The organism is Microbacterium sp. H83 (assembly GCF_001650405.1).
Lineage (GTDB): Bacteria > Actinomycetota > Actinomycetes > Actinomycetales > Microbacteriaceae > Microbacterium.
The window spans coordinates 20,508-41,825 of record NZ_LWCU01000017.1; the positions used below are offsets into that span (position 1 = coordinate 20,508).

At 70.6% G+C, this 21,318-nt stretch carries 20 protein-coding genes; 11 read left to right on the plus strand and 9 right to left on the minus strand.

Annotation, left to right across the window (positions count from 1 at the left end; translation table 11 throughout):
* Positions 1–7: 7 nt before the first annotated feature.
* From A4X16_RS08705 to A4X16_RS08715, 3 genes are all read right to left on the minus strand, one after another.
* Complete coding sequence (locus A4X16_RS08705; protein WP_067119430.1) at positions 8–1,054, minus strand: winged helix DNA-binding domain-containing protein; 1,047 nt, start codon at positions 1,052–1,054, stop codon at positions 8–10.
* A gap of 37 nt (positions 1,055–1,091) precedes the next feature.
* The gene (locus tag A4X16_RS08710; RefSeq protein ID WP_067119433.1) at positions 1,092–2,540 is read right to left on the minus strand and encodes a glyceraldehyde-3-phosphate dehydrogenase; all 1,449 of its coding nucleotides are present in this window, start codon (positions 2,538–2,540) and stop codon (positions 1,092–1,094) included.
* A 100-nt stretch (positions 2,541–2,640) separates the two neighbouring features.
* Entirely contained in the window at positions 2,641–3,174 is a 534-nt protein-coding gene (locus tag A4X16_RS08715) for a hypothetical protein (RefSeq protein ID WP_067119436.1), read from the minus strand.
* 66 nt (positions 3,175–3,240) lie between these two features.
* On the opposite strand from A4X16_RS08715, the gene A4X16_RS08720 reads away from it, so the two are divergent.
* Entirely contained in the window at positions 3,241–3,825 is a 585-nt protein-coding gene (locus A4X16_RS08720) for a TetR/AcrR family transcriptional regulator (RefSeq protein ID WP_067119439.1), read from the plus strand.
* 134 nt (positions 3,826–3,959) lie between these two features.
* A complete protein-coding gene (locus A4X16_RS08725; protein ID WP_067119442.1) occupies positions 3,960–5,939 on the plus strand; it encodes a primary-amine oxidase in 1,980 nt (659 codons plus the stop codon).
* A gap of 61 nt (positions 5,940–6,000) precedes the next feature.
* Here A4X16_RS08725 and murQ read toward each other — a convergent pair whose 3' ends face one another.
* Both murQ and A4X16_RS08735 read right to left on the minus strand, forming a co-directional pair.
* Entirely contained in the window at positions 6,001–6,939 is a 939-nt protein-coding gene (gene murQ / locus A4X16_RS08730) for an N-acetylmuramic acid 6-phosphate etherase (RefSeq protein WP_067119444.1), read from the minus strand.
* The gene (locus A4X16_RS08735; protein WP_082914371.1) at positions 6,929–8,017 is read right to left on the minus strand and encodes a BadF/BadG/BcrA/BcrD ATPase family protein; all 1,089 of its coding nucleotides are present in this window, start codon (positions 8,015–8,017) and stop codon (positions 6,929–6,931) included. The genes murQ and A4X16_RS08735 overlap by 11 nt, the downstream gene beginning before the upstream one ends.
* A gap of 81 nt (positions 8,018–8,098) precedes the next feature.
* Here A4X16_RS08735 and A4X16_RS08740 point away from each other — a divergent pair, with 81 nt between their 5' ends.
* A complete protein-coding gene (locus tag A4X16_RS08740) occupies positions 8,099–8,953 on the plus strand; it encodes a MurR/RpiR family transcriptional regulator (protein ID WP_067119453.1) in 855 nt (284 codons plus the stop codon).
* A 19-nt stretch (positions 8,954–8,972) separates the two neighbouring features.
* Here the strand turns inward: A4X16_RS08740 and A4X16_RS08745 are convergent, their stop codons facing one another.
* Entirely contained in the window at positions 8,973–10,085 is a 1,113-nt protein-coding gene (locus tag A4X16_RS08745; RefSeq protein WP_231880314.1) for a DUF998 domain-containing protein, read from the minus strand.
* A gap of 134 nt (positions 10,086–10,219) precedes the next feature.
* Here A4X16_RS08745 and A4X16_RS08750 point away from each other — a divergent pair, with 134 nt between their 5' ends.
* Positions 10,220–11,176, plus strand: coding sequence for a helix-turn-helix domain-containing protein (locus tag A4X16_RS08750; RefSeq protein ID WP_067119455.1), 957 nt, complete (start codon positions 10,220–10,222; stop codon positions 11,174–11,176).
* 28 nt (positions 11,177–11,204) lie between these two features.
* Here the strand turns inward: A4X16_RS08750 and A4X16_RS08755 are convergent, their stop codons facing one another.
* On the minus strand, positions 11,205–11,597 hold the full coding sequence (locus tag A4X16_RS08755) for a hypothetical protein (protein ID WP_067119458.1): 393 nt from the start codon (positions 11,595–11,597) through the stop codon (positions 11,205–11,207).
* A gap of 239 nt (positions 11,598–11,836) precedes the next feature.
* Here A4X16_RS08755 and A4X16_RS08760 point away from each other — a divergent pair, with 239 nt between their 5' ends.
* The 7 genes from A4X16_RS08760 (at position 11,837) to A4X16_RS08790 (ending at position 18,419) form a co-directional block, all read left to right on the plus strand.
* The gene (locus tag A4X16_RS08760; protein ID WP_067119459.1) at positions 11,837–12,628 is read left to right on the plus strand and encodes a MoaF C-terminal domain-containing protein; all 792 of its coding nucleotides are present in this window, start codon (positions 11,837–11,839) and stop codon (positions 12,626–12,628) included.
* Positions 12,629–12,645: 17 nt separating this feature from the next.
* Positions 12,646–13,035 (plus strand): nuclear transport factor 2 family protein, encoded by a 390-nt coding sequence (locus tag A4X16_RS08765; RefSeq protein ID WP_067119461.1) that lies wholly within the window; start codon positions 12,646–12,648, stop codon positions 13,033–13,035.
* A gap of 137 nt (positions 13,036–13,172) precedes the next feature.
* Positions 13,173–14,336: an ABC transporter substrate-binding protein gene (locus tag A4X16_RS08770; RefSeq protein ID WP_067119464.1), complete on the plus strand. Its 1,164-nt coding sequence runs from the start codon at positions 13,173–13,175 to the stop codon at positions 14,334–14,336.
* A 96-nt stretch (positions 14,337–14,432) separates the two neighbouring features.
* Positions 14,433–15,293 (plus strand): branched-chain amino acid ABC transporter permease, encoded by an 861-nt coding sequence (locus A4X16_RS08775; RefSeq protein WP_067119466.1) that lies wholly within the window; start codon positions 14,433–14,435, stop codon positions 15,291–15,293.
* Complete coding sequence (locus A4X16_RS08780; protein WP_067119468.1) at positions 15,280–17,052, plus strand: branched-chain amino acid ABC transporter ATP-binding protein/permease; 1,773 nt, start codon at positions 15,280–15,282, stop codon at positions 17,050–17,052. The genes A4X16_RS08775 and A4X16_RS08780 overlap by 14 nt, the downstream gene beginning before the upstream one ends.
* The gene (locus tag A4X16_RS08785; protein WP_067119470.1) at positions 17,049–17,741 is read left to right on the plus strand and encodes an ABC transporter ATP-binding protein; all 693 of its coding nucleotides are present in this window, start codon (positions 17,049–17,051) and stop codon (positions 17,739–17,741) included. Before A4X16_RS08780 ends, A4X16_RS08785 begins: the two co-directional genes overlap by 4 nt.
* A 27-nt stretch (positions 17,742–17,768) precedes the next feature.
* Positions 17,769–18,419: an HAD-IA family hydrolase gene (locus tag A4X16_RS08790; RefSeq protein WP_082914372.1), complete on the plus strand. Its 651-nt coding sequence runs from the start codon at positions 17,769–17,771 to the stop codon at positions 18,417–18,419.
* A gap of 176 nt (positions 18,420–18,595) precedes the next feature.
* Here the strand turns inward: A4X16_RS08790 and A4X16_RS08795 are convergent, their stop codons facing one another.
* Positions 18,596–20,254, minus strand: a complete 1,659-nt coding sequence (locus tag A4X16_RS08795) for an HNH endonuclease signature motif containing protein (protein WP_067119473.1) — start codon at positions 20,252–20,254, stop codon at positions 18,596–18,598.
* 216 nt (positions 20,255–20,470) lie between these two features.
* On the minus strand, positions 20,471–21,286 hold the full coding sequence (locus A4X16_RS08800; RefSeq protein WP_067119475.1) for an SDR family NAD(P)-dependent oxidoreductase: 816 nt from the start codon (positions 21,284–21,286) through the stop codon (positions 20,471–20,473).
* Positions 21,287–21,318 lie beyond the last annotated feature (32 nt).

A 21,318-nucleotide genomic window follows, 5' to 3' on the forward strand; every position in this document is an offset into this window, starting at 1 on the left:
GCGGCGGTCAGCCCTCGACGAACCGCGCGAATCGCGCGAGCGCCCGTGCGACCGCGTCCTCGTCGGTCGGGGCACTGAACAGCTCGGGCGGCGTTCCCGACGAGGCGGCGGCGTGCGTCCAGCATCCGATCACCCGCCCCTCCTCCACGAGCGTGGCCCGCACCATGCCGTTCTTGCCCGGCCCCACCGCCGCGAGATGTTCGGGTGCGCAGACCGCCGTGCGATCGGCGTACGAGATGTAGTACTCGTCGAAGGCGCCGAGGGCGAGGACGGATGCCGCATCCGCCGATCGTCGGGGTCGCCGGGCCGCGATGAACACGCCGTCCTCGATCTCGGAGACCCTGTCGACGGCGCGGTCCCGCGCCTCCCGCGACTGACCGAGGGTCAGCCCCGACCACCAGGCGAAGTCGCCGATCGACGCGGGCCCGTGCCCGTCGATGTAGCGGACGAACAGCTCGGCCAGCGGATCGTCGGGTCGCGCATGCTCGCGGATGTGCTCCTCGACGAGCACGAAACGCTGCTCCCGCGTGACGCCGTCGCGAGCGACGACCGGCCCCTGGCAGATCAGACCGGCGAGGGTCAGCTCGCTGAGCAGGTGGATGCCGCGCTGACCGCTCGGGTCGACCCCGGCCGCGGTGAACACCGCGAACATCTCGGCCCGCGCGAGGCCGCCGTCTCGCAGCCGCGGCGTGACGGCTCGTCCGATCGCGTCGACCATCGCGTCGTCGATGCCGAGCTGGCGTCGTCGCCCCGCCGCCTGCTGTCGCTGCCGCGCCGCGGTGATCGAGAGCACCCACCGCAGATCCCGCGCCGAGATGGTGTGCAGCGTCCCGCGCATCGTCCACGCGCGCACGATCTCGCCGCGCTCGAAGGCGCGATCCACGTCCCGCAGACCGGGCTCGCCACGCGTGCGCGTCGCGAGCGCCCAGCGTCCCGCGGTGAAGTCCTGACTCTGCACCGCGAGCATGTGCGACGCGGCCGCCCCCGGCGAGGCCGCAGGCGCGGTCAGCCGATGCGACCGCAGCCGTTCCGACAGCAGCGTCGAGGTCGTCATGGCCCCATCATGCCGGGTGCCGCCGACATGCGCCCGATCAGCCGTGCAGGGTCACCTCGCGTCGTGCGGGCAGGACCACCGGGTGCGATCCCGCCATCACCTCGAGCACTCGGATGACCTGGCACGAGTACCCGTACTCGTTGTCGTACCAGACGTACAGTACGACGTCCTGGTCGTTCGCGATGGTGGCGAGCCCGTCGACGATGCCGGCGCGGTGCGAGCCGACGAAGTCCGTGGACACGACCTCGGGGCTCTCGACGTAGTCGATCTGCTGGCGGAGCTTCGAGTGCAGGGAGACCCGTCGCAGATAGTCGTTGAGCTCGTCCCTGTCCGCGGGCCGCTCGAGCGACAGGTGCAGCACCGCGAGCGACACATCGGGCGTGGGCACACGGATGGCGGAGCCGGTGAGCTTGCCCTCGAGCTCGGGCAGCGCCCGCGCGACGGCCTTCGCCGCCCCCGTCTCGGTGATGACCATGTTGAGCACGGCCGAGCGCCCGCGACGGTCGCCGCTGTGGAAGTTGTCGATGAGGTTCTGGTCGTTCGTGAACGAGTGCACGGTCTCGACGTGTCCACGCCGGATGCCGTAGGCCTCGTCGACCGCCTTGAGGACCGGCGTGATCGCGTTGGTGGTGCACGAGGCCGCCGTGATGATGCGGTCGTCGGGCGTGATGGCGGCGTCGTTGATGCCGTGGACGACGTTCTTGAGCGCCCCCTTGCCGGGAGCGGTCAGCAGCACGCGCGCGACGCCGTTCGACTCGAGGTGGCGGCTGAGGCCGGCCTCGTCCCGCCAGCGCCCGGTGTTGTCGACGACGATCGCATCGCGGATCCCGAAGGCGGTGTAGTCGACGGTCGACGGGTCGTCGGAGTAGATGACCTGGATGCGCGTGCCGTTCGCGATGATCTGCTCCGCCTCATCGTCGACCGTGACGGACCCGGCGAATCGGCCGTGCACCGAGTCGTGCAGCAGCAGCGAGGCGCGCTTGACGAGGTCGTTGTCGGCGCCGCGTCGCACCACGATCGCGCGCAGACGGAGACCGCTGCCGCCGCCGGTGTGCGCGATGAGGATGCGCGCGAGCAGCCGTCCGATGCGGCCGAAGCCGTAGAGCACGACGTCGGTCGGGTCGGCCGGGGTCGCCCCCACGGCGGGAGCGAGGGCGTCGGCCACGTGCGCGGCGAGTTCGCGTCCGCTCTCGGCGCGGTCCTCGACGAGGCGGGCGACGTCGATCGACGCGGCGCCGGGCGCGAGGTCGTGGATCGCCTCGAGCACCGCGAGGGTGTCCTCGAGCGCGGGCTCCCGGTGTCCGAGCTGCGCGACGCGGTCGTGCACCTCGACGATCCCCGTGGCGGACAGCCCGAGCAGCCGATGCCCGTGCAGCGACGTCACCACGTCGCGATCGCGTTTCAGCGCGCCGATGAGCGGGATCATCCGCTCGGCCAGCTCTTCTCTCGCCGTCCAGTCGTCGTGGGGTGCGGCGGTTACGTTCATCTGCGTCCTTGCATGTGTGAGCGCGCCGAGGTCGCCGGCGCGCGAGGTTGCCGGGTGAGCTTCGGGGGATGCGTCCCAGGGTACGCGGAGCGCGGCGAACTCAGAAACCGAGGCACATGACCGCGACTCCGCCCGCCATGGCCCATGACTCGACCGTGAGCAGTCGTCCGACGCGGCCGCGATGCACGGGCTCCACGATCCACTCGGCGACGACGGTCCACAGAATGACGCCGATGACGCCGACGATCACCAGCACCGACAGGACTCCGGAGAGACCGACGCCGTGATCGTGCCCGCCGGTCACCGCCACCGGCCGCCCCGACGCCAGGCTCTCGAACGAGCAGATCGCCATCACGAGCGACACCAGCGCGCGGTGACAGCACGTCGCGGCCGCCGCCGTTCCGCGCACGCCGAGGGTTCCGAGCATCGCCGACACGAGCAGCGCCGCACCGAGGATCAGGCCCACCGTCGGATCGCCGCCGCTCACCGCGATCAGCAGCATGGCGGTCGCCATCACGAGCGCGGACTGCCTCCCCTGCCACGGCACGGCGCGCCACGCCGCCACGCACGCCGCGGCGGAGACGACGGCGGCCGCCGCCATCAGCCACGGTGCTGCGGGGAGCAGATGATCCACCCTCGCATCATATTGATCGAGCGCTCAAAATAGCGAGACCCCCGCCGGATGCGGCAGGATGGGCGCGTGCCCCGCGTCGTCGACCATGATGAGCGTCGCCGGCAGATCGCCGACGCGCTGCTCGTCGTCGCCGCCCGCGACGGCCACGAGAACGTATCGTCCCGCGCGGTCGCCCGAGAGCTCGGCGTGGCGACCGGGTCGCTGTGGCACTACTTCGACGGCTTCGACGAGGTCGTCCGCGCCGCCGCCGCGGAGGTCACCCGGCGCACCGATCACAGGATCGCGACGGCGACAGCCGATCTCCGCGGACTCGCACGCCTCGACGCCCTCATGCGCGAGGTCCTGCCGATCGACGAGGGCACCCGCACCGAGGCGCACGTCGTGGTGGGCTTCTGGGGGCGCCTGGCGACGGTCGCCCCCGCTCCGGATGCCGGGGCGCCGACGCTCGCGACGTGGCAGGACAGCACGCGCGACGCGCTGCAGGAGGCGATCGCCGACGGCACCCTCCGCGCCGACACCCCGGTCGACACGCTGATCGCCCTGCTCCGCGCCATCACGTACGGACAGCAGGTGGTCGAGGTCACCGAGCCGCAGGAGCCCGCCGCGCACCTCGCGGTGCTCGAGAGCATCCTCACCCCCTGGCGCACCTGAGTCGCGCGCGGCTCGGCGGCGCTCGGGCACGTCCACGCGCGGCACCGTCGGCTCTTGTGCGCGCCCGCCGGTCCGTCGTACCATCGTGCCGACCCTTATATTGAGCACTTGCTCGAAAACAGTGAGGTACGACGATGTCCCACCTTCAGCCCGTGTCGATCGACCGCATCGCGACGCCGCATCCCCTCGACCCGCTCACCGGCGAGGAGATCGCCGCCGCGCGCGCGGTGCTCGTCACGGCGGGCCTGCTCGGCGACTCCGTGCGGGTGCCCATGCTGCTGCCCGACGAGCCGACCACGCAGGAGCTCGCCGCCTGGTCGCCGGGCGCCGCCATCGACCGACGGGTCGACGCGACCCTGCTCGACGTCACCACGGGGGTCGCGACGGAGGTGGTCGTCTCGATCACCCGCGGCGAGGTGCTGCGCAGCGCGCGTGTGCCCAACGACGCGCCGCCCTACGGCCAGCCCCAGTACCTGTTCGAGGAGTACGAGCGCGCGGAGGCGATCGTCAAGGCCTCCCCCGAGTGGCAGGCGGCGATGAGACGGCGGGGTCTCGAGGACCACATGGCGCTCGCCTTCTGCGGTCCGCTCGCGCCGGGCTACACCGGCCGCGCCGACGAGGTCGGACGCCGGGTGATCCGCTCCCTGACGTTCCTCAAGTACGACGAGCACGACTCCCCCTGGGCGCACCCCGTGGAGGGTCTCGTCGTGCACATCGACCTCACGGCGAACAGCGTCATCCGCATCGACGACGACGGCGACGTGCCGGTCCCCGAGGGGCACGGCAACTACTACCCCGAGACGCAGGGCGCCCCCCGCACGACCCTCCGGCCGATCGAGATCACCCAGCCCGAGGGCCCGAGCTTCGCGGTGACCGGCTCGCTCGTGGAGTGGGAGAAGTGGGCGATGCGGGTGAGCTTCAACGCCCGCGAGGGCCTCGTGCTGCACGACGTGTCCTTCGACGGCCGTTCCGTCCTGAGCCGGGCCAGCGTGCCCGAGATGGTCGTGCCGTACGGCGACACCGCCCCCGGACGCTTCTGGATCAGCTACTTCGACGCGGGCGAGTATCTGCTCGGCAAGAACGCCAATCACCTCGAGCTCGGCTGCGACTGCCTCGGCGTGATCCGGTACCTCGACGGATACGTGGCCGATGACCACGGCCACCCCGTGCGCATCCCGAACGTCATCTGCATGCACGAGGAGGACTACGGGATCCTCTGGAAGCACACCGATCTCGCCGGACGCTCCGACGTGCGCCGGTCGCGGCGGTTCGTGATCTCGTACTTCTCGACCATCGGCAACTACGACTACGGCTTCTACTGGCACTTCTATCTGGACGGGTCGATCGAGGTCGTCGCCAAGGCCACCGGCATCGTCTTCGCGGGGGCGGGAGAGCCCGGAGTCCGCCAGCCGCACGCGACCGAGCTCGCTCCCGGCGTCTTCGCGCCCGTGCACCAGCACCTGTTCTGCGCACGGCTCGACGTCGCGATCGACGGTGCCGACAACCGGCTCGTCGAGATCGACGCGCAGCGCATCCCGATGGGACCGGACAATCCCTTCGGCAACGCCTTCACGTGGTCCGAGACGCCGCTCGTGAGCGAGGGCGCCGCCCAGCGCGACGCCGATTCGTCGGTCGCCCGCGTCTGGGAGGTGCAGAGCGCGTCCCGCACCAACCACGTGGGGCGACCGACCGCGTACCACCTGATCCCCGAGCCCACTGCGCTCCTCATGGCGGATCCGGCCTCCTCGGTCGCCGCCAGAGCGGCCTTCGCGACCCATCACCTGTGGGCGACGCGGAACGAGCCGGGACAGCTGTGGCCCGCCGGGCGGTATCCGAACGCGCACCAGGGCGGATCGGGGCTCCCCGAGTACACCGCGGACGACCGCTCGCTCGACGGCGAGGACATCGTGCTGTGGCACACGTTCGGCCTCACCCACTTCCCCCGGCCGGAGGACTGGCCCATCATGCCGGTCGACTACGCCGGATTCTGGTTCAAGCCGTACGGCTTCCTCGACCAGAATCCCGCGATGGACATCCCGGAGTCGTCACAGGCTCACAGCGCGGCGGGATCCGGATGCTGCGGGGGCGGCGACGCCTGCACCTGCGCGCACTGATCGACGTTCTCGGCCGAGGCCGTGACGGCGCGATCGGGGAAGCAGGCCGCGAGGGACCCCCTCATGACAGGCTCGCGATCGCGTTCCGCAGGATGCCGTCGGCGTCGACGAGCGCTGTCGCCGCGGCATCCGCCGGCGCTCCCGTCGCGAGGATCAGGAGCGCGAGCTTGACCGAGCCGTCCGCGGCGGCGAGCGCTGTCGCGGCCTCGTCGACGCCGACGCCGGCGAGCTGCGTGACCGTGCGGATCGACCTCGCGTGGAGCTTCTCGTTCGTCGCGAGCAGGTCGACCATGACGCCCTGGTAGGTCTTGCCGAGCTTGATCATCGACAGCGTCGTGAGCATGTTCACGACGAGCTTCTGCGCCGTGCCGGACTTCAGGCGGGTCGACCCGGAGATGAACTCGGGACCGGTCACGACCTCGATCGCGATGTCGGCCAGCGCCCCGATCTCGGAGTGCGCGTTCGAGGCGATCGCCACGGTGAGCGCGCCCGCGCCGCGCGCGTGCCGGAGTCCTCCGACGACGTACGGCGTGCGGCCGGAGGCGGAGATCCCGACCACGGTGTCCTGTGCGGAGAGACCGAGCTCGCTCAGTGACGCGGCCGCGGCGTCCAGGTCGTCCTCGGCGTTCTCGACCGCCGATCTGATCGCCGTCTCGCCCCCGGCGATGAGTCCCACCACCATGGACGGATCGGTGCCGAACGTGGGCGGGCACTCGCTCGCGTCGAGGACTCCCACCCGGCCGGCCGTGCCGGCGCCGAGGTAGATCAGGCGGCCGCCGCGGCGGAACCGCTCGGTGATGCCGTCGACGGCCTCGGCGATCTCGGCGGCGCGCTCGGCGACCGCTCCGGGCACCCGCTGGTCCTCCTCGTTCATCCGTCGCACGAGGTCCGCCGTGTCGAGCAGGTCGAGATCCCCGCGATCCGTGGTCGATGCCTCGGTTCCGAGTGACGAGAGCACGTCGAGGAGGGAGGCCAATCGGGCGGGGTCGTCATTCGGCACGGTGCACGAACCTTTCGTGAGGGAGATCGGAGCGTTCGGCGAGCAGACGCGCGCCGTCCAGGGCGTCGCCGGCGCTCGGGACGACGGTCAGGCCGCCCTCGCGGAGCGACGCGACGAGACGTCCTCGGAACCAGTCATGGTCGGTGAGTCCGCCGTGCAGGGCGACCGCGGAGGCGGAACCCGTCGGCGGTCGGCTCGCGGATGCGGACGTCGATGCGGAGGCGGCGGCGGATGCGGACGCCGAGGCGGCGGCGGTCGCGGAGGCGGCGGCGGTCGCGGAGGCGGCGGCGGTCGCGGAGGCGGCGAGCAGGCGCACCGCCTCCTCCGCGATGCGCGCGGCGACCTCGTCCCCCGCCGCGGCGGCGTCGAGCAGAGTCGGAGCCAGCGTCGCGAGGTGTCGGGCCAGAGCGCCGCCCTGCGCGAGCCACGCCTGCACGGCCGACACGTCTCCGACGGAGGGGCGCACGGCGTCCGTGAGCGATGTCGCCGGTCCGAGCCGCGCCGATGCGCGGAGGACGGCGCGCAGCGCTTCACGTCCGAGCCAGGATCCGCTGCCGAAGTCGCCGAGCTCGGGGCCCCATCCGTCGATCAGCGTCGCGCCGTCGCGGTTCATCCCCAGTGCGGCGGCGCCGGTGCCGGCGATGAGCAGGACGCCCTCTCCTCCGTCGAGCGCCCCGGCGTGCGCGGACACGACGTCCGACATGACGACGGCGGGCACGTCGGCCTCGGTCGCGAGTCGTCTCGCGAGCTCGGAGGCGGCGGCGGGTGCCGCCCAGGCTCCGGCCGCACCGACGGCGACCGCGCCGACGCCGACCGCACCGACGGCGACCGCGTCGACGGCGACCGCGTCGACGGGCGCCGCGCCGTCCTCGGACCCCGTGGGGCCGGGTCCCGATGATGCGCGCAACGAGGCGAGCGCGGGGCGGAGAGCGGCGAGAGCCGCATCGACGCCCCCGGATGCGGCCAGTCCCGGCGCGCCGACGCCATCGTGGACGACGCGACGGCGCGGATCCTCGACCACGGCCCGGCAGCGCGACTTGCCGAGATCGATGGCGAGGACCATACGCGCAGACATCATGGAAATACTCTACGCGTGTCTATAAGCACGTGAAACAATTGTTCACGACTGCAGTCGACCGCCGAAGGGGTAGGGAGAGCCATGAGCATCCAGACGACGATCGCCGCGGCGGCCGGGTCGCTGCCGCCGTCGCTCGCCCGCATCGCGCGGACGGTCGCCGATGCGCCCTCCCTCGTGGTGGACAGCACCATCACCGAGATGGCGGCCCGCTGCGAGACCTCGGTCGCGTCGGTGGTGCGCTTCTGCCGCGCCGTCGGGGTCGAAGGATACGCAGCCCTGCGCATGGCGCTCGCGACCGAACTCGGGCGGGAGTCGGCGCAATTCACCGCGTCGCCGGGCTTCGGCTCCGAGATCTCGGCAGCGGACACGCTCCGTGAGGCGGCCGCGAAGGTGGCGGCACTCGAGGTCCTCGCGATCGAGGAGACCATCGGCGGAATCGACGACGCGACTCTCGCCGCCATCGTCGAGGCGATCGACGCCGCCGACCGCATCCTCCTGTTCGGGGTCGGGGCGAGCGGTCTCGCCGCCGAGGATCTCGGGCACAAGCTCCTTCGGATCGGTCGCTCCGCGATCGTGCTGTCGGATGCCCATGAGGCGAGCGCCGCCGCGGCGCTCGGTGCCACCCGGACCGTCGCGATCGGCTTCTCGCACTCCGGAGCGACCCGCGAGACGCGGCACTTCCTGCGCACCGCGCGATCGGCGGCGAGCACCACGATCGGCATCACCGGCCAGGCGACCTCGCCGCTCGCCGAGGACTCCGATCACGTGCTCGTCACGCACGCCAGGGAGCCCCGGCTCCGGGCCGGGGCGATGGTCAGCAGGATCGCGCAGCTCGCGGTCGTGGACGTCATGTTCGTCGGCGTCGCCCAGCGGCGGTACGCCCAGACCGTGCACGCGCTGCAGCGCACCTCCGACGCCGCCCGGGCGCTGGGCTGACCCGGGCGCCCTTCCGCCCTCAGGCGGTGGCGGACGCGCGGCGGCGCTCCGGCCCTACGGACCCCGCCGTGCGGAGGAACACGATGATCCAGCTGAAGATCAGCACCGCGGCGATCAGCTCGACAGCGGTGAGGTTGTAATACCCGACCGCGAAGAACGCGGCCAGCAGGATGATCACCAGCACGTACACCCACCCGAACACGACGAACACGCGGGGGATGCCGCGCAGCAGCCACGGAAGTCCCACGACGATGACCGCGAAGACCACGACCATCCCGGTCGCCACGGTGTTGTGCAGCAGGAAGAACTCGTCCACGGGGAAGATGCCGACGCACGCGAGGAAGATCCCCATCAGGATCAGCCCGCCTCGAACGATGAGACGCCCGCGCCGGTCGACCGGGTCGTCCACCGGAAGCCCCGCCGTCGCGTAGCGGGCGATGGTCGTGACCATCACCCCCGCGATGATCAGCGTGACCGCGAAGGCGAGCGACGCGCTGTTGGTGCTCATGCCGAGGGCCGAGAGGTTGTCCCGCCACCAGTGGATGTCGCTCGATGCGAGCATCGCCGCGAAGGCGCCGACGACGAGGAAGACGGCGAGCACCAGCGACAGCACCATCGGCGTGAGGGCGACCGCGCTCAGGAAGGTCACGTAGGCGGTCACCGCGAGGGCCACGCCGATGAGCACCGCCCCGGGGAAGGGGAACACCGGAGCATCGGTGAAGCTGCGCTCCAGGAGCTCGGCGATCCCGAGCCAGCCCAGGTACGCGATGGCCGCATGCGCGAACGCGATCGCAGCCAGGTCGTACCAGCGCAGCCGATCGCCGGGGACGCTGAACCCGTCGCGGGTCCCGTCCGGCGCCGGGACCTGAGGGCGTGCCGCCACCCGCCCCAGGGCGAACGCGAGCACCCCGGTCACCGCGCCGCCGTACGCGGCGAAGGATCCGATCGACCCCGCACCGCTGATCGCCAGCTCCTTCCCCCAGAAGACCGGCAGGCCGATGGCGAACCCGAGGATGAGGAACAGCGCGCCGACGATGAGCGCGGTGGCCTCGAGCACGGCGTCGGAGGTGTCGGGCCCGCGCAGCTGCCGCAGGACTCGCAGGATGTTCTCGCCGACAGCTCTCATCGCCATCCCTCTCCGAGACAGAAGTCGCTCTCTCCCGCCACATCCTAGGAGCAGCACCACGCGCACGTCCCGAGTGGTAGCATCGCGGAACGGATCGTATACAACGTCGTCGTTCCACCCACCACCCGAGGTGATCAGTCATGAACGGTGCACCCGCTGCTCCCGCCGAATCGGTGTCCACGCTCGTCGCGCGCAACATCAGCGACTTCCGCGCGGCCGTGTCGGAGTCCTTCGTCCCCCTCCAGGTGTCGACCGACGGACCCGACCACTTCCGCGGCGTGATCCGCGGCGCCTCGGTCGACGAGGTGCACGTGACGGAGGTGCGGGCGACGTCGCACGTCGTGGAGCGCACCCCCGAGCTCATCGCCCGCGGCGACCGCTCCTACTTCAAGCTCAGCCTCATGCTCGCCGGCACGGGCATGCTGATCCAGGACGACCGAGAGGCGGTCCTCCAGGCGGGCGACCTGGCGGTCTACGACACCGACCGCCCGTACTCGCTCGTGTTCGACGACGATTTCCGGACGATGGTCGTCATGTTCCCGAAGCACCTCATCAGCCTGCCCGCCGACATGGTGGGCCAGCTCACAGCGGTGCGCATCTCGGGGCAGGGCGGACTCGGAGGCATGGTCGTCCCCTACCTCACACAGCTCGCCGGCAACCTGGACCAGCTCGCGGGGACGACCGGGGCGCGCCTCGCGCACAGCGCCCTGGATCTCGTCACGACGGTGTTCACGCGCGAGCTCGGCCTCGACGAGGTGTCCGCCGATCCGCACAGGGCGCTCGTCCAGCGCATCCGCTCGTACATCGATCGCCATCTCGCCTCGACCGACCTCGGACCCGCGACGATCGCCTCGGCGCACTTCATCTCGACGCGGCACCTGCACGGCCTGTTCCAGGAGCAGGGCGTCACGGTGTCGACGTGGATCCGCACGCGCCGCCTCGAGCAGTGTCGCCGCGATCTGCTCGACCCCATGCTCGCCGACCGGCCGGTCGCGGCGATCGCCGCGCGCTGGGGATTCGTCGACGCCGCGCACTTCAGCCGGGCCTTCAAGTCGGCGTTCGGCATCTCCCCCAGCGAATACCGCGCCGCGCACTGAGCGCGGCCCTCGTCGGCAGTCTCGGCCGTCAGGGCACGTACACCGGCGGATCGAACATCGAGCCGCCGTAGAGCAGCTGCACGGTGATGAATCCCGGCAGCGACAGGGCGGCCAGCACCAGCGGGGTCAGCGCGAGACTCGCCGACCACCCGCGACGGCCGCCGTCGCGGAGGGCGAACAGCAGGGCGATCGCGACCAGCGCGTGGAACACGAGCACAGGCACCAGGCCGGTGGCGAAGCCCCAGCCCTCCATCGACGACTCCGCGGCGACCGACCTGCCCTGCTCGCTGAACTGCTCCTCGTAGGACATGCCGCACCAGACCCACGCGAATGCGAAGAAGATCACGCCGAAGAACACGGATGCCGTCCAGGCCACCGCCTTCACGCCGGTCGACAGAGGCGGGAGAGGGTCCGTGCGCATGCCTCATCATGGCATCCGTTCCCCGGGACCGCCCCGCCCATGCGTCGGGGAGCGACCGCCCGCTTGCCCGGGAGCGACCGCCCGCTTGCCCGGGAGGGCACGCCGATTGACTGTCGGCGCGCGATGGCGGCGCAGACCTTGAGCGGATGCCGAGCGCCGCCGGAGCATGAGGCAAGCGCACCGCGAGGAGGCGGTGCCCGGAGCGAGGACGCTCCGTCGCATGCGACGTCAGGACCTTCATGACCGCCCCCGCTCCCACCGATGCCGCGCTGGACGAATGGCGCACCTACGACGAGTTCGCCGCGGGCATCGACACGTTCCGCCTCCCGAACGCGTCGCTGTCGGGCCTGGCGCTCGCGCTGACCCTCGACGACGAGTCGACGCTCGCGCTGAGCTTCGACTCGGTGGCCGTGACGTGGGCGGGCCTCGGCGAGTCCGGCACGGATCCCTACGACGCCGTCGCGGTGCGCGACGACGTCGTGTTCGTCAACATCCCGCTCGAGAGCCGCGAACGCGAAGCCATCACGGTCGTGTACTCGACGTCGACGCACCGCGCGATCGTCGTGCTGTCGCGCATCGCGGGCGAGGCGGTCGAGGGCACCCCGCAGGTGTCGCAGCGGTTCTGGGCGGCCACGACCGACGGCGGACCGGCGACGGGCGAAGCGCCCGGCCCCAGCCGCGACCTCATCGGCAAGCGCAACGTGTACCGGTACAGCCCGCAGCATCTCTACGAGCACGTGTACGTGTCGAGCCAGCGGTACGCGTGGCAGTGCCTCGAAGGGGTGCAGCGCGGACACGGCGACATGGACCTGTCGACCGTCTGGAAGTTCGCCGACGGCCTATACCTCTTCTGCTTCCGCGAGTTCCGGATCGCCGTCGCGAGCGTGTGGCTGCACGATCTCGGCTACCAGCTGATGACGACCGGCATCTTCCTCGGGCTGAACGGCGAGGGGCAGGCCGAGCACTCGCGCGCCGGAGGCCACATCTATCCGCTCGGCGCCGTCGCCTACCCCGACGCGCAGCCGGTCTGAGCACGGAGGACGCACTCATGGGCAACACGGACATCATCGCGGCGCACTACGCGGCGAACGATCGAGGCGACCTCGACGGCATGCTGGAGTCGTTCGCCGAGGACATCTCCTGGACCGAGGCCGCAGGCTTCCCCTATGCCGGGACGTACGTCGGCCCTGAGGCCGTCACGGCACACGTCTTCCAGCGCATCCAGGACGACTGGGACGACTACACGGTCGCGATCGACGAGCTCGTCGACGGCGGCGACGTGGTCGTGGGCATCGGCACCTACTCCGGCACGCACCGCGAGACCGGCCGCTTCTTCGCGGCCCGCGTCGCGCACGTGTGGCGACTCGCGGGCGGACGGGTCGTCGCCTTCGAGCAGTTCACCGACACCGAGCTCGTCAACCGCGCGGTGCGGGGCTGACCGGGACTCGGCGCACCCTCCGAACGCCGCACCACCCGAACACCGCACCATCCGACACGAACACAGCACCATCCGACACGAACACAGCAGCACCCGACACGAACACAGCAGCACCCGACATCGAGAGGCAGGATCACATGAACAAGCGAGTATCCGGCAGCGCGGCGCTCATCGCCGTGGCGGCCCTCGCCCTGGCCGGCTGCGCGGGCGGAGGCGGTGGCGGCGAAGGCGCCCCCATCGTCGTCGGCTCCGTGAACACGATCAGCGGCCCCGCGACCTTCCCGGAGGCATCGCAGGCGGCTGCCGCGGTGTTCGACGCGTTCAACGAGGCCGGCGGCCTCGACGGCCGGACGATCGAGTACAAGATGCTCGACGACAAGGGCGACCCCGCGACGGCGACCGCATCCGCCCGGGAGCTGGTCGGCAGCGACGAGGCCGTCGCGCTCGTGGGCTCCGCCAGCCTCATCGAATGCGAGATCAACGCCAAGTACTACGAGCAGGAGGAGATCCTGTCGCTGCCGGGAATCGGCGTCGACACCGGGTGCTTCGCGAGCGACAACATCTCGCCGGCGAACGTCGGCCCTTTCAACGACATGACGCTGACGCTGCAGTACGGGTCCGAGGTCCTCGGGCTCGACGACATCTGCATCCTGCTCGAGATCGCGGGATCGACCAGGCCCACCTATCAGGCGGCCATCGACAAGTGGACCGAGATCACCGGCAAGGAGCCGAAGTACGTCGACGACACGGTCCCTTACGGAGCATCCGATTACACGCCGTACATCGTCAAGGCGCGCGACCAGGGTTGCAAGGCGCTCGCGATCAACCCGGTCGAGCCCGACGCGATCGGGCAGGTCAAGGCGGCGAACGCCCAGGGCTGGAACGACGTGACCTGGCTGTACCTGACCAGCGTCTACAGCGAGAACTTCGCCGAGGCGATCGACGACGCCGGTGCCGGCATCTACGTGCCCGCGGAGTTCTACCCGTTCACCGACGACGACGAGATCAACCAGGACTGGCGCGACCTCATGGAGGAGAACGACATTCCGCTCACCTCCTTCAGCCAGGGCGGTTATCTCGCGGCGACCTACTTCATCGAAGTGCTCGAGGGCATCGACGGCGACATCACGCGGGAGTCGGTGACGGAGGCCCTGCGCAGCATGGATCCGATCGAGAACCCGATGGTCGGCACACCGTACGCCTTCGGAACCCAGAACACCGCGGGATGGCCCATCATCCTCGAGTCCGGCACCAACGCGTGGGAGAAGGTCGCGGACGACTGGCTCCGCATCGGCGAGTAGCCGACGCCTCCCCCACCGCTGCATCCTCCAGACCGCCTGCCGCCGAGCGCATTCTCGGCGGCAGGCCCCTCCCCCTCCTTCCAGAAAGGTCGCCGCATGCTGCAAGGCGCCATCGCCGGACTCGCCGCCGGCGGCCTCTACGCCGTCCTCGGCGTCTGCCTCACTCTGATGTCCCGCCTCGTGCGGGTGGTCAACTTCGCGCAGGCCGCGACGGGCATGTTCGGCGCGTTCACCGCCGTCTGGCTCGTGCGCGAGATCGGACTGCCGATCTGGCTCGGGTCGGTCCTCGGAGTCGTCGTCTCGGGTCTGCTCGCGGCAGCGATCGGGTTCATCGCCGCGACATGGCTCTCAGAGGCGTCCACGACGACGCGCTCCGCGATGACGGTCGGTCCTCTGCTGCTGCTCATCTCGATGTCGTTCATCCTGTTCGGCAACAAGCCGCAGCCGTTCACGTCGATCATCGCCGGTCCCGCCTTCTCTCTGGGCGGCGTGGTCATCAGTCAGGTGACCGTCGCGACCGTCGCGATGGCGATCGTCACGGCCGTCGCCGTGCGCATCGTGCTGCGTCGCACGCGGGCCGGCACGCAGCTGCGGGCGCTCTCGGAGCGACCCACGACGGCGGAGCTGCTCGGCATCCGCTCTCGCCCGCTGTCGATCGCCGTGTGGTTCGTCACCGGCGTGATCAGCGCGATCGCGATCATCATCGTGGCGCCGTCGCAGTCGAACGACGCGACGAGCCTCTCCATGCTCATCGTCCCCGCCGCCGCCGCAGCCCTGCTGGGCGGCTTCCGTCGCCTGGATCTCGCCGTCGTGGGCGGCGTGGTGCTCGGCGTGCTCGGCGGTCTCGTCGCCCAGATCGATGAGGTGGCCCTGGTGCGCAACTTCCTGCCTTTCCTGTTCATCGTCGTCCTGCTGCTCTGGACCCAACGCAAGGAGGTGTGGGATGCCGCTCGCTGACCGCCCCTGGTTCGCCGTCGCCTGGCCGTTCGCCGTCGGAGCCGCCGGGATCGGCGTCGGCGCCGTGCTCAGCGTCGCCCTGCCCGGCTACTTCGTCTTCCTCGCCATCAGCGCCGTGATCGCTGCGATCGCCATCCTCGGACTGGGCATCGTGACCGGCTCGGCGGGCATGATCGCGCTCTGCCAGCTCACCTTCGCGGCCGTCGGCGCGTGGATCGTGTCGCTGCTCAACGTCATGCAGGCGCCGGGCGGATTCGTGGTGTGGCTGGTGCTGGGCGGCATCGCCGCCGGACTCGTCGGCATCCTGGTGGGACTGCCCGCTCTGCGCCTGCGAGGCGTCAACCTCGCGGTCGTGACGCTCGGGTTCGCCGCCGCGGCGGACGTGACCCTCGTGCAGATCCAGTTCCCCGGGTCGGCGGACGGGACGGCGATCGAGCGGCCGGAGCTGTTCTCCAACGACCGCGAGTTCTTCTTCCTGTCGATCGTGGTTCTCGCGGTGTGCGGGGTCGCGGTCTTCTTCCTGCAGCGCGGACGCTGGGGCTCCAGCTGGAAGGCGGTGGCGTTCTCCGAACGCGGCACCGCGGCAGCGGGGCAGAGCGTGCAGACGGCGAAGCTCACGGCGTTCGCCGTATCCGCCGCTCTCGGCGGGATCGCCGGCGGACTCCTCGCCGGCCAGGTGCAGCTGCCGTTCGCCTCGAGCTTCACGCCGCTCCAGTCGCTGGCGCTGTACGTGCTGGCGATCATGTCGGGGGCGCATCTGATCGACATGGCGATCCTGGGCGGCATCCTCTGGGTTCTCGTGCCGGAGCTGCTCAAGCGCTGGGGCGTCCCGCAGGACTGGGCGTTCGTCGTGTTCGGCGTCCTCGGCGTGCAGGCTCTCACGAGCGGCACGAATCTCGGCCAGGGCCTGCGCGATCTGCTGTGGCGGAGGGCGGATCGGAAGACGGCGAACGCGGCGCTGACGGCACTGCCGCCGGATGCCCCCGCGGATGCCGCTGCGATCACGACCAGGACCACCGCGACCGTCGACGAACGGGCCCTCGACGGGGCTCCGGTGCTGTCGGTCGAGGGGCTGACCGTCGAGTTCGGCGCGTTGAAGGCTCTCGACGACGTCTCGTTCCAGGTGCCGGCGGCGTCGATCATGGGCCTCATCGGGCCGAACGGCGCCGGGAAGTCGACCTTCGTGGATGCGATCAGCGGATTCCTCCCCCACCACGGCGGCCGTGTGCTGCTCGGGGATCGCGACCTCGCGGGCCTGTCCCCCACACGCCGCGCACGGCTCGGACTGCGACGCACATTCCAGCAGGACCGGGTGCCGCCCGCGCTGACGGTCGGCGGATACGTGCGCTTCGTGGCGCGGCGGCGGCTGGCGGCATCCGACATCGACGAGGCGCTGGAGTTCTTCGGCTGCCCGCCCGCGCGCTCTCGACTGTCGAGCGTCGACGTCGGCACCCGTCGGCTCGTCGAGGTCGCCGCGAACGTGCTCGCGGCGCCGAGACTGCTGATCCTCGACGAGCCCGCCGCCGGGCTGTCGCACGACGAGCACCTCGCTCTCGCCGCGCGTCTGCGCGAGCTGCCCGGCCGGTACGGGGTGGCGCTGATCATCATCGAGCACGATCTGGACCTCGTGCGCTCGGTGTGCCCGACGCTCACCGTGCTCGACTTCGGGCGGGTGCTCGCGACGGGACCACAGGCCGAGGTGCTGGCGAATCCCGAGGTCGTCAAGGCGTACATGGGAGAGACGGAGCTGCTGTCATGAGCGAGCTGGTGCTGGATGCGGTGACGGTGAGCCGCGGGGCCGGACCCGTGATCTCCGACGTCTCGCTGACTGTTCGAGGCGGTGAGGTGCTCGCGCTGGTCGGACCGAACGGTGCGGGCAAGACGAGCCTCATCGAGTCGGTGTCGGGGGTGACTCCGCATTCGTCCGGCTCGCTCATCCTCGACGGTGAGCCGATCGATCGGCTGTCGAGGGTCGCGCGGGCACGGCGGGGGATCGTGCACATCGAGCAGGGGCGTGCGGTGTTCCCGTCGCTGACCGTCCGGGAGAACATCGCGCTCACCGCCCGCACCGCGGAGGAGGTCGAGGCCGCGCTCGCGCAGTTCCCCGAGCTCGAGAAGCGCATCGACTCGCCGACCGCGCTGCTGTCCGGCGGCGAGCAGCAGATGGTGGTGCTCGCCCGCGCCTTCGCCGCGAAGCCGCGCATCCTGTTGATCGATGAGATGTCGCTCGGACTCGCGCCGGTCGTCTTCATGCGGCTCATGCCGATCGTGAAGTCGATCGCGGAATCCGGCGTCGGCGTTCTGCTGGTCGAGCAGTTCACCCAGCTGGCCCTGGATCTCGCGCGGGAGGCCGTGGTCGTGGCTGGCGGCCGGGTCTCGTTCCAGGGGACGTCGGAAGACCTCAAGGCCGACGCCGGGTTGCTGCACAGGGCGTACCTGGGAGGGTGAGGAAGTCGCCGGCAGTAGCCTGAAGGGGTGACCGACACGATCCGCGCCCGCGCCGTCCTGCTCGACATGGACGGCACTCTCGTCGACTCGACCGCCGTCGTGGAACGGCTCTGGCTCGCGTGGGCGGAGCCGCACGGCATCGACCCCGCGACCGTGTTGAGCACTGTGCACGGGCGTCAGGGCCACCAGAGCATGGCGATCATGCTTCCGGACCGCGACCACGAGATCAACCTGCGCGAGAACGCCCAGATGCTGGCGAACGAGAGCGCGGATGTCGACGGTGTGATCGCGATCGACGGCGCAGAGGCGCTGCTCGCCGGTCTGCTCCCTTATCCGCACGCGATCGTCACGTCGGCCGACGTCACGCTCATGAATGCGCGGATGGCACAGGCGGGGCTCACGGTGCCGACTCTCACCGTGACCGCGGAGAGCGTGTCGGCGTCGAAGCCCGATCCCGAGGGGTTTCTCCTGGGCGCGAAGCTTCTGGGGGTCGATCCGGAGGAGTGCGTCGTCTTCGAGGATTCCGGAGCAGGCATCCAGGCCGCTCACGCCGCCGGCATGCGCGTGATCGGCGTGGGCCCTCACGCCACCGCACACGAACCCACGTTCCACGTCGACGACCTGACGCAGGTCAGGGTGGTTCCGACCGACGACGGCTTCGAGCTCGCGGTCGGCTGACACGCTGACGCGCTGACGAACCCCTGACTCCGCACCGCGGAGGGCGGGCGAGCATCCTCTGAGTGCATGGACGGCGCGATCTCTGGTGCATGGACGGCGCGATCTCTGGTGCAGGGACAGTGCGATCTCTGGTGCAGGGACAGTGCGATCTCTGGTGCAGGGACGGTGCGATCTCGTCATCCGGCGCGCGCGGGCGTCGCGAGACGCTTCGGTCCTGCCGTGCTCAGTCGCGGTGTGCGCCATCGCTGTTCGGGATCCCACCAGACCGGTCCCCGCACCTGCGGGAGGCCCTCGTCCATCCGGATCTCCCACGCGGATCGACCCAGGCTCCGATGATGCCACCAGCACAGCGGAACTCCGTTATCCGTATGCGTCGGACCGCCCCTCGCATGCTCGGTCACGTGGTGGATCTCGCACCATGACGCGGGGACATGGCATCCGGGGATGAGGCATTCCTTGTCGCGGGCGACGATCGCCCGGCGCTGATGCACCGTGAAGACCCGATCCGTGGTCGTGATCCCGATGATCCGGCCCTCATCCATGAGCACCCGCTGGATCGTGCCCGCGCACCCGACGTGCGCCGCGACGGATACGGGCACATGCGCGCCCGATCCCGGGATCGTGGCCCATCCGTCACCCGAGACGAGATCGGATGCGTCGACGTTCACGACCAGCACCGGCGATGCTCCGCCCAGACTGGGCATGTCCTTGTGGCGCGCTGCGATGCCGAAAGCCATGGCCAGCGCATCGTGCCGCTTCTGCGCCGCGGTGCGGTCATCGAAGACGCATCGCGGATCGGAGTTGAAGGGATCAGGACCCGCCGCGTGATCGGTATCCGTACCGGCACCGGCACCCGCATCCGCGTCGGCATCAGCGCCCGCACCCGCACCCGCACCCGCACCCGCACCCGCACCCGCACCCGCGTGAGCCTCGGCATCCGCAGCCGCACCCGCCGCCGCACCCGAGCCCGAACCCGAACCGCGATCGGAACCCGAATCCGCACCGGCACCGCGATCCGCGTCGAAATCATCACCCGTGTCCGTCGTGAAGCGCACGCCCGGCATGGGTGCGCCGTCGCCTCTGGGATTCAGGATGGCGTCCATGATCAGCTGCAGCTGCGCGGCGGCCTCCGGCGTCAGATACCCGCGGATCGCGTGCACCCCGTCTTTCAGCCGACCGATGGTGATTCCCCGACGACGCCGCGAATCCTCGTCCTTGGGTTCTTCACCATCGGGGTCGAAGATCGAGGCCAGGTCCTCCGCGAGAGCCTTGAGATCGTTCGCCGTCGGAGCGGGGCCAGGCGCCTCCACCGCGCCGTCCTCCGTGTCCGTATCGGCACCGATGTCGAGGCCCCGGCCGCGCGTACACCCCGCGAGCGCGACGTCTGCCGCCAGGCGCTGATCGACGGTGAGTCTGTCCCAGACCTTCTCGATCGGCCCCGTCGCAGCCAGGAACCCGGCCACGCCGACCACACCGTCGAGCAGCGCCGACCGCATCTCGGACCACCGCGCCGGCATGCGCTCGCCCGTCAGACTCACCGGTCGCCGCGCCAGATCGACGACCCTGTCGATCCGCGTCGCACCGTGCACATCCACCCGCAACGTCCGCTGCAGCAGCTCGTTCATGCCGCGACACCCCGCCGAGTGCGCGAACTCCGCCGGATCTCCGGTCGCGACCGTCTCCACGATCACGGCCTCCACGCGCCGGAACGCCGCACCGGCGCCCTGCAGCACCGTCACGCGCTCCGCGTCGGTCAGTCCTGCAAGGCCGTCGTCGGACAGCACCGCATCGAGGTCGGCGATGACCCGATCGAGGAGTTCTGTGGTGCTGTCCATACTCGAAGTCAACCGGCAACCACCGACATTCCTCTCGCGAAACCCGCGAATTTCTGCCAGGTCAGGAGACGTATTCCGGCGTTCCAGTACACTACAGAACGCCCTACAGAATGGCCTACCGAACCGCGAACACCACGGACCAGACCCCTAACGCCGGACAGCCCCCAGACGAACCCCAGACAGACCCCCGGACAAGCCCCCCGGACAGGACGCCTCCTACATCCCGGCGTGGTCGAACGCGATCGTGGGCACGTCCACCACGTGAGACCCCCCGTCCGCGACGATCACCGCACCGGTCACGTACGACGACTCCCCCGATCCGAGGAACCTCACCACCGAGGCGATCTCCGCCGGTCGCGCCGGGCGCCGCAGCGGCACGTCGGCGGTCACGGTGGCGTAGGCCTCCTCCCGCGTCTCGAGGCCGGCGTGCGACGCGAACTCGTCCATCTCGTCGTCGGCCATCGGCGTCTGCACCCATCCCGGGCACACCGCGTTGACGCGGACGCCGTGTCGCCCGTAGTCCCTGGCCAGGGTGCGGGTGAGACCGATGAGCGCATGCTTGCCCACCGTGTACCCCGCGACCGAGGGTCCGGCGAACAGCCCGGCGAGCGACGAGACGATCACGATCTGACCCTTCGCTTCGAGCAGCGCCGGCAGCGCCTCCCTCGCCATGACGAATGCGGTCGTCAGATTCGCGCGGATCGCAGCCTCCCAGCCGTCGTCGTCGGTGTCCCCGACCGGCGAGAAGCCGTGTCCGCCGGCGTTGGCGACCAGCACATCGATCCGCCCGAAGGTCGCCAGCACCTCGGCGACCGCTGCCTGCGCCGAGGTCGTGTCGGCGGCATCCGCGATGATCGGATGCGCTCCCACCGCCGCCTCCACGGCCTGCAGCGGCTCGGCGCGCCGCCCCACCACCACGACGTGCGCGCCCTCCGCGGCGTAGCGTTCGGCGATCGCGGCGCCGATCCCGGTGCCCCCGCCCGTGATGACGACGACGCGTCCCGAGACGGTCGATCCGACTGCAAGTCCCATGTCTTCTCCTGATTGTCCGGCGCCTTCGCGCA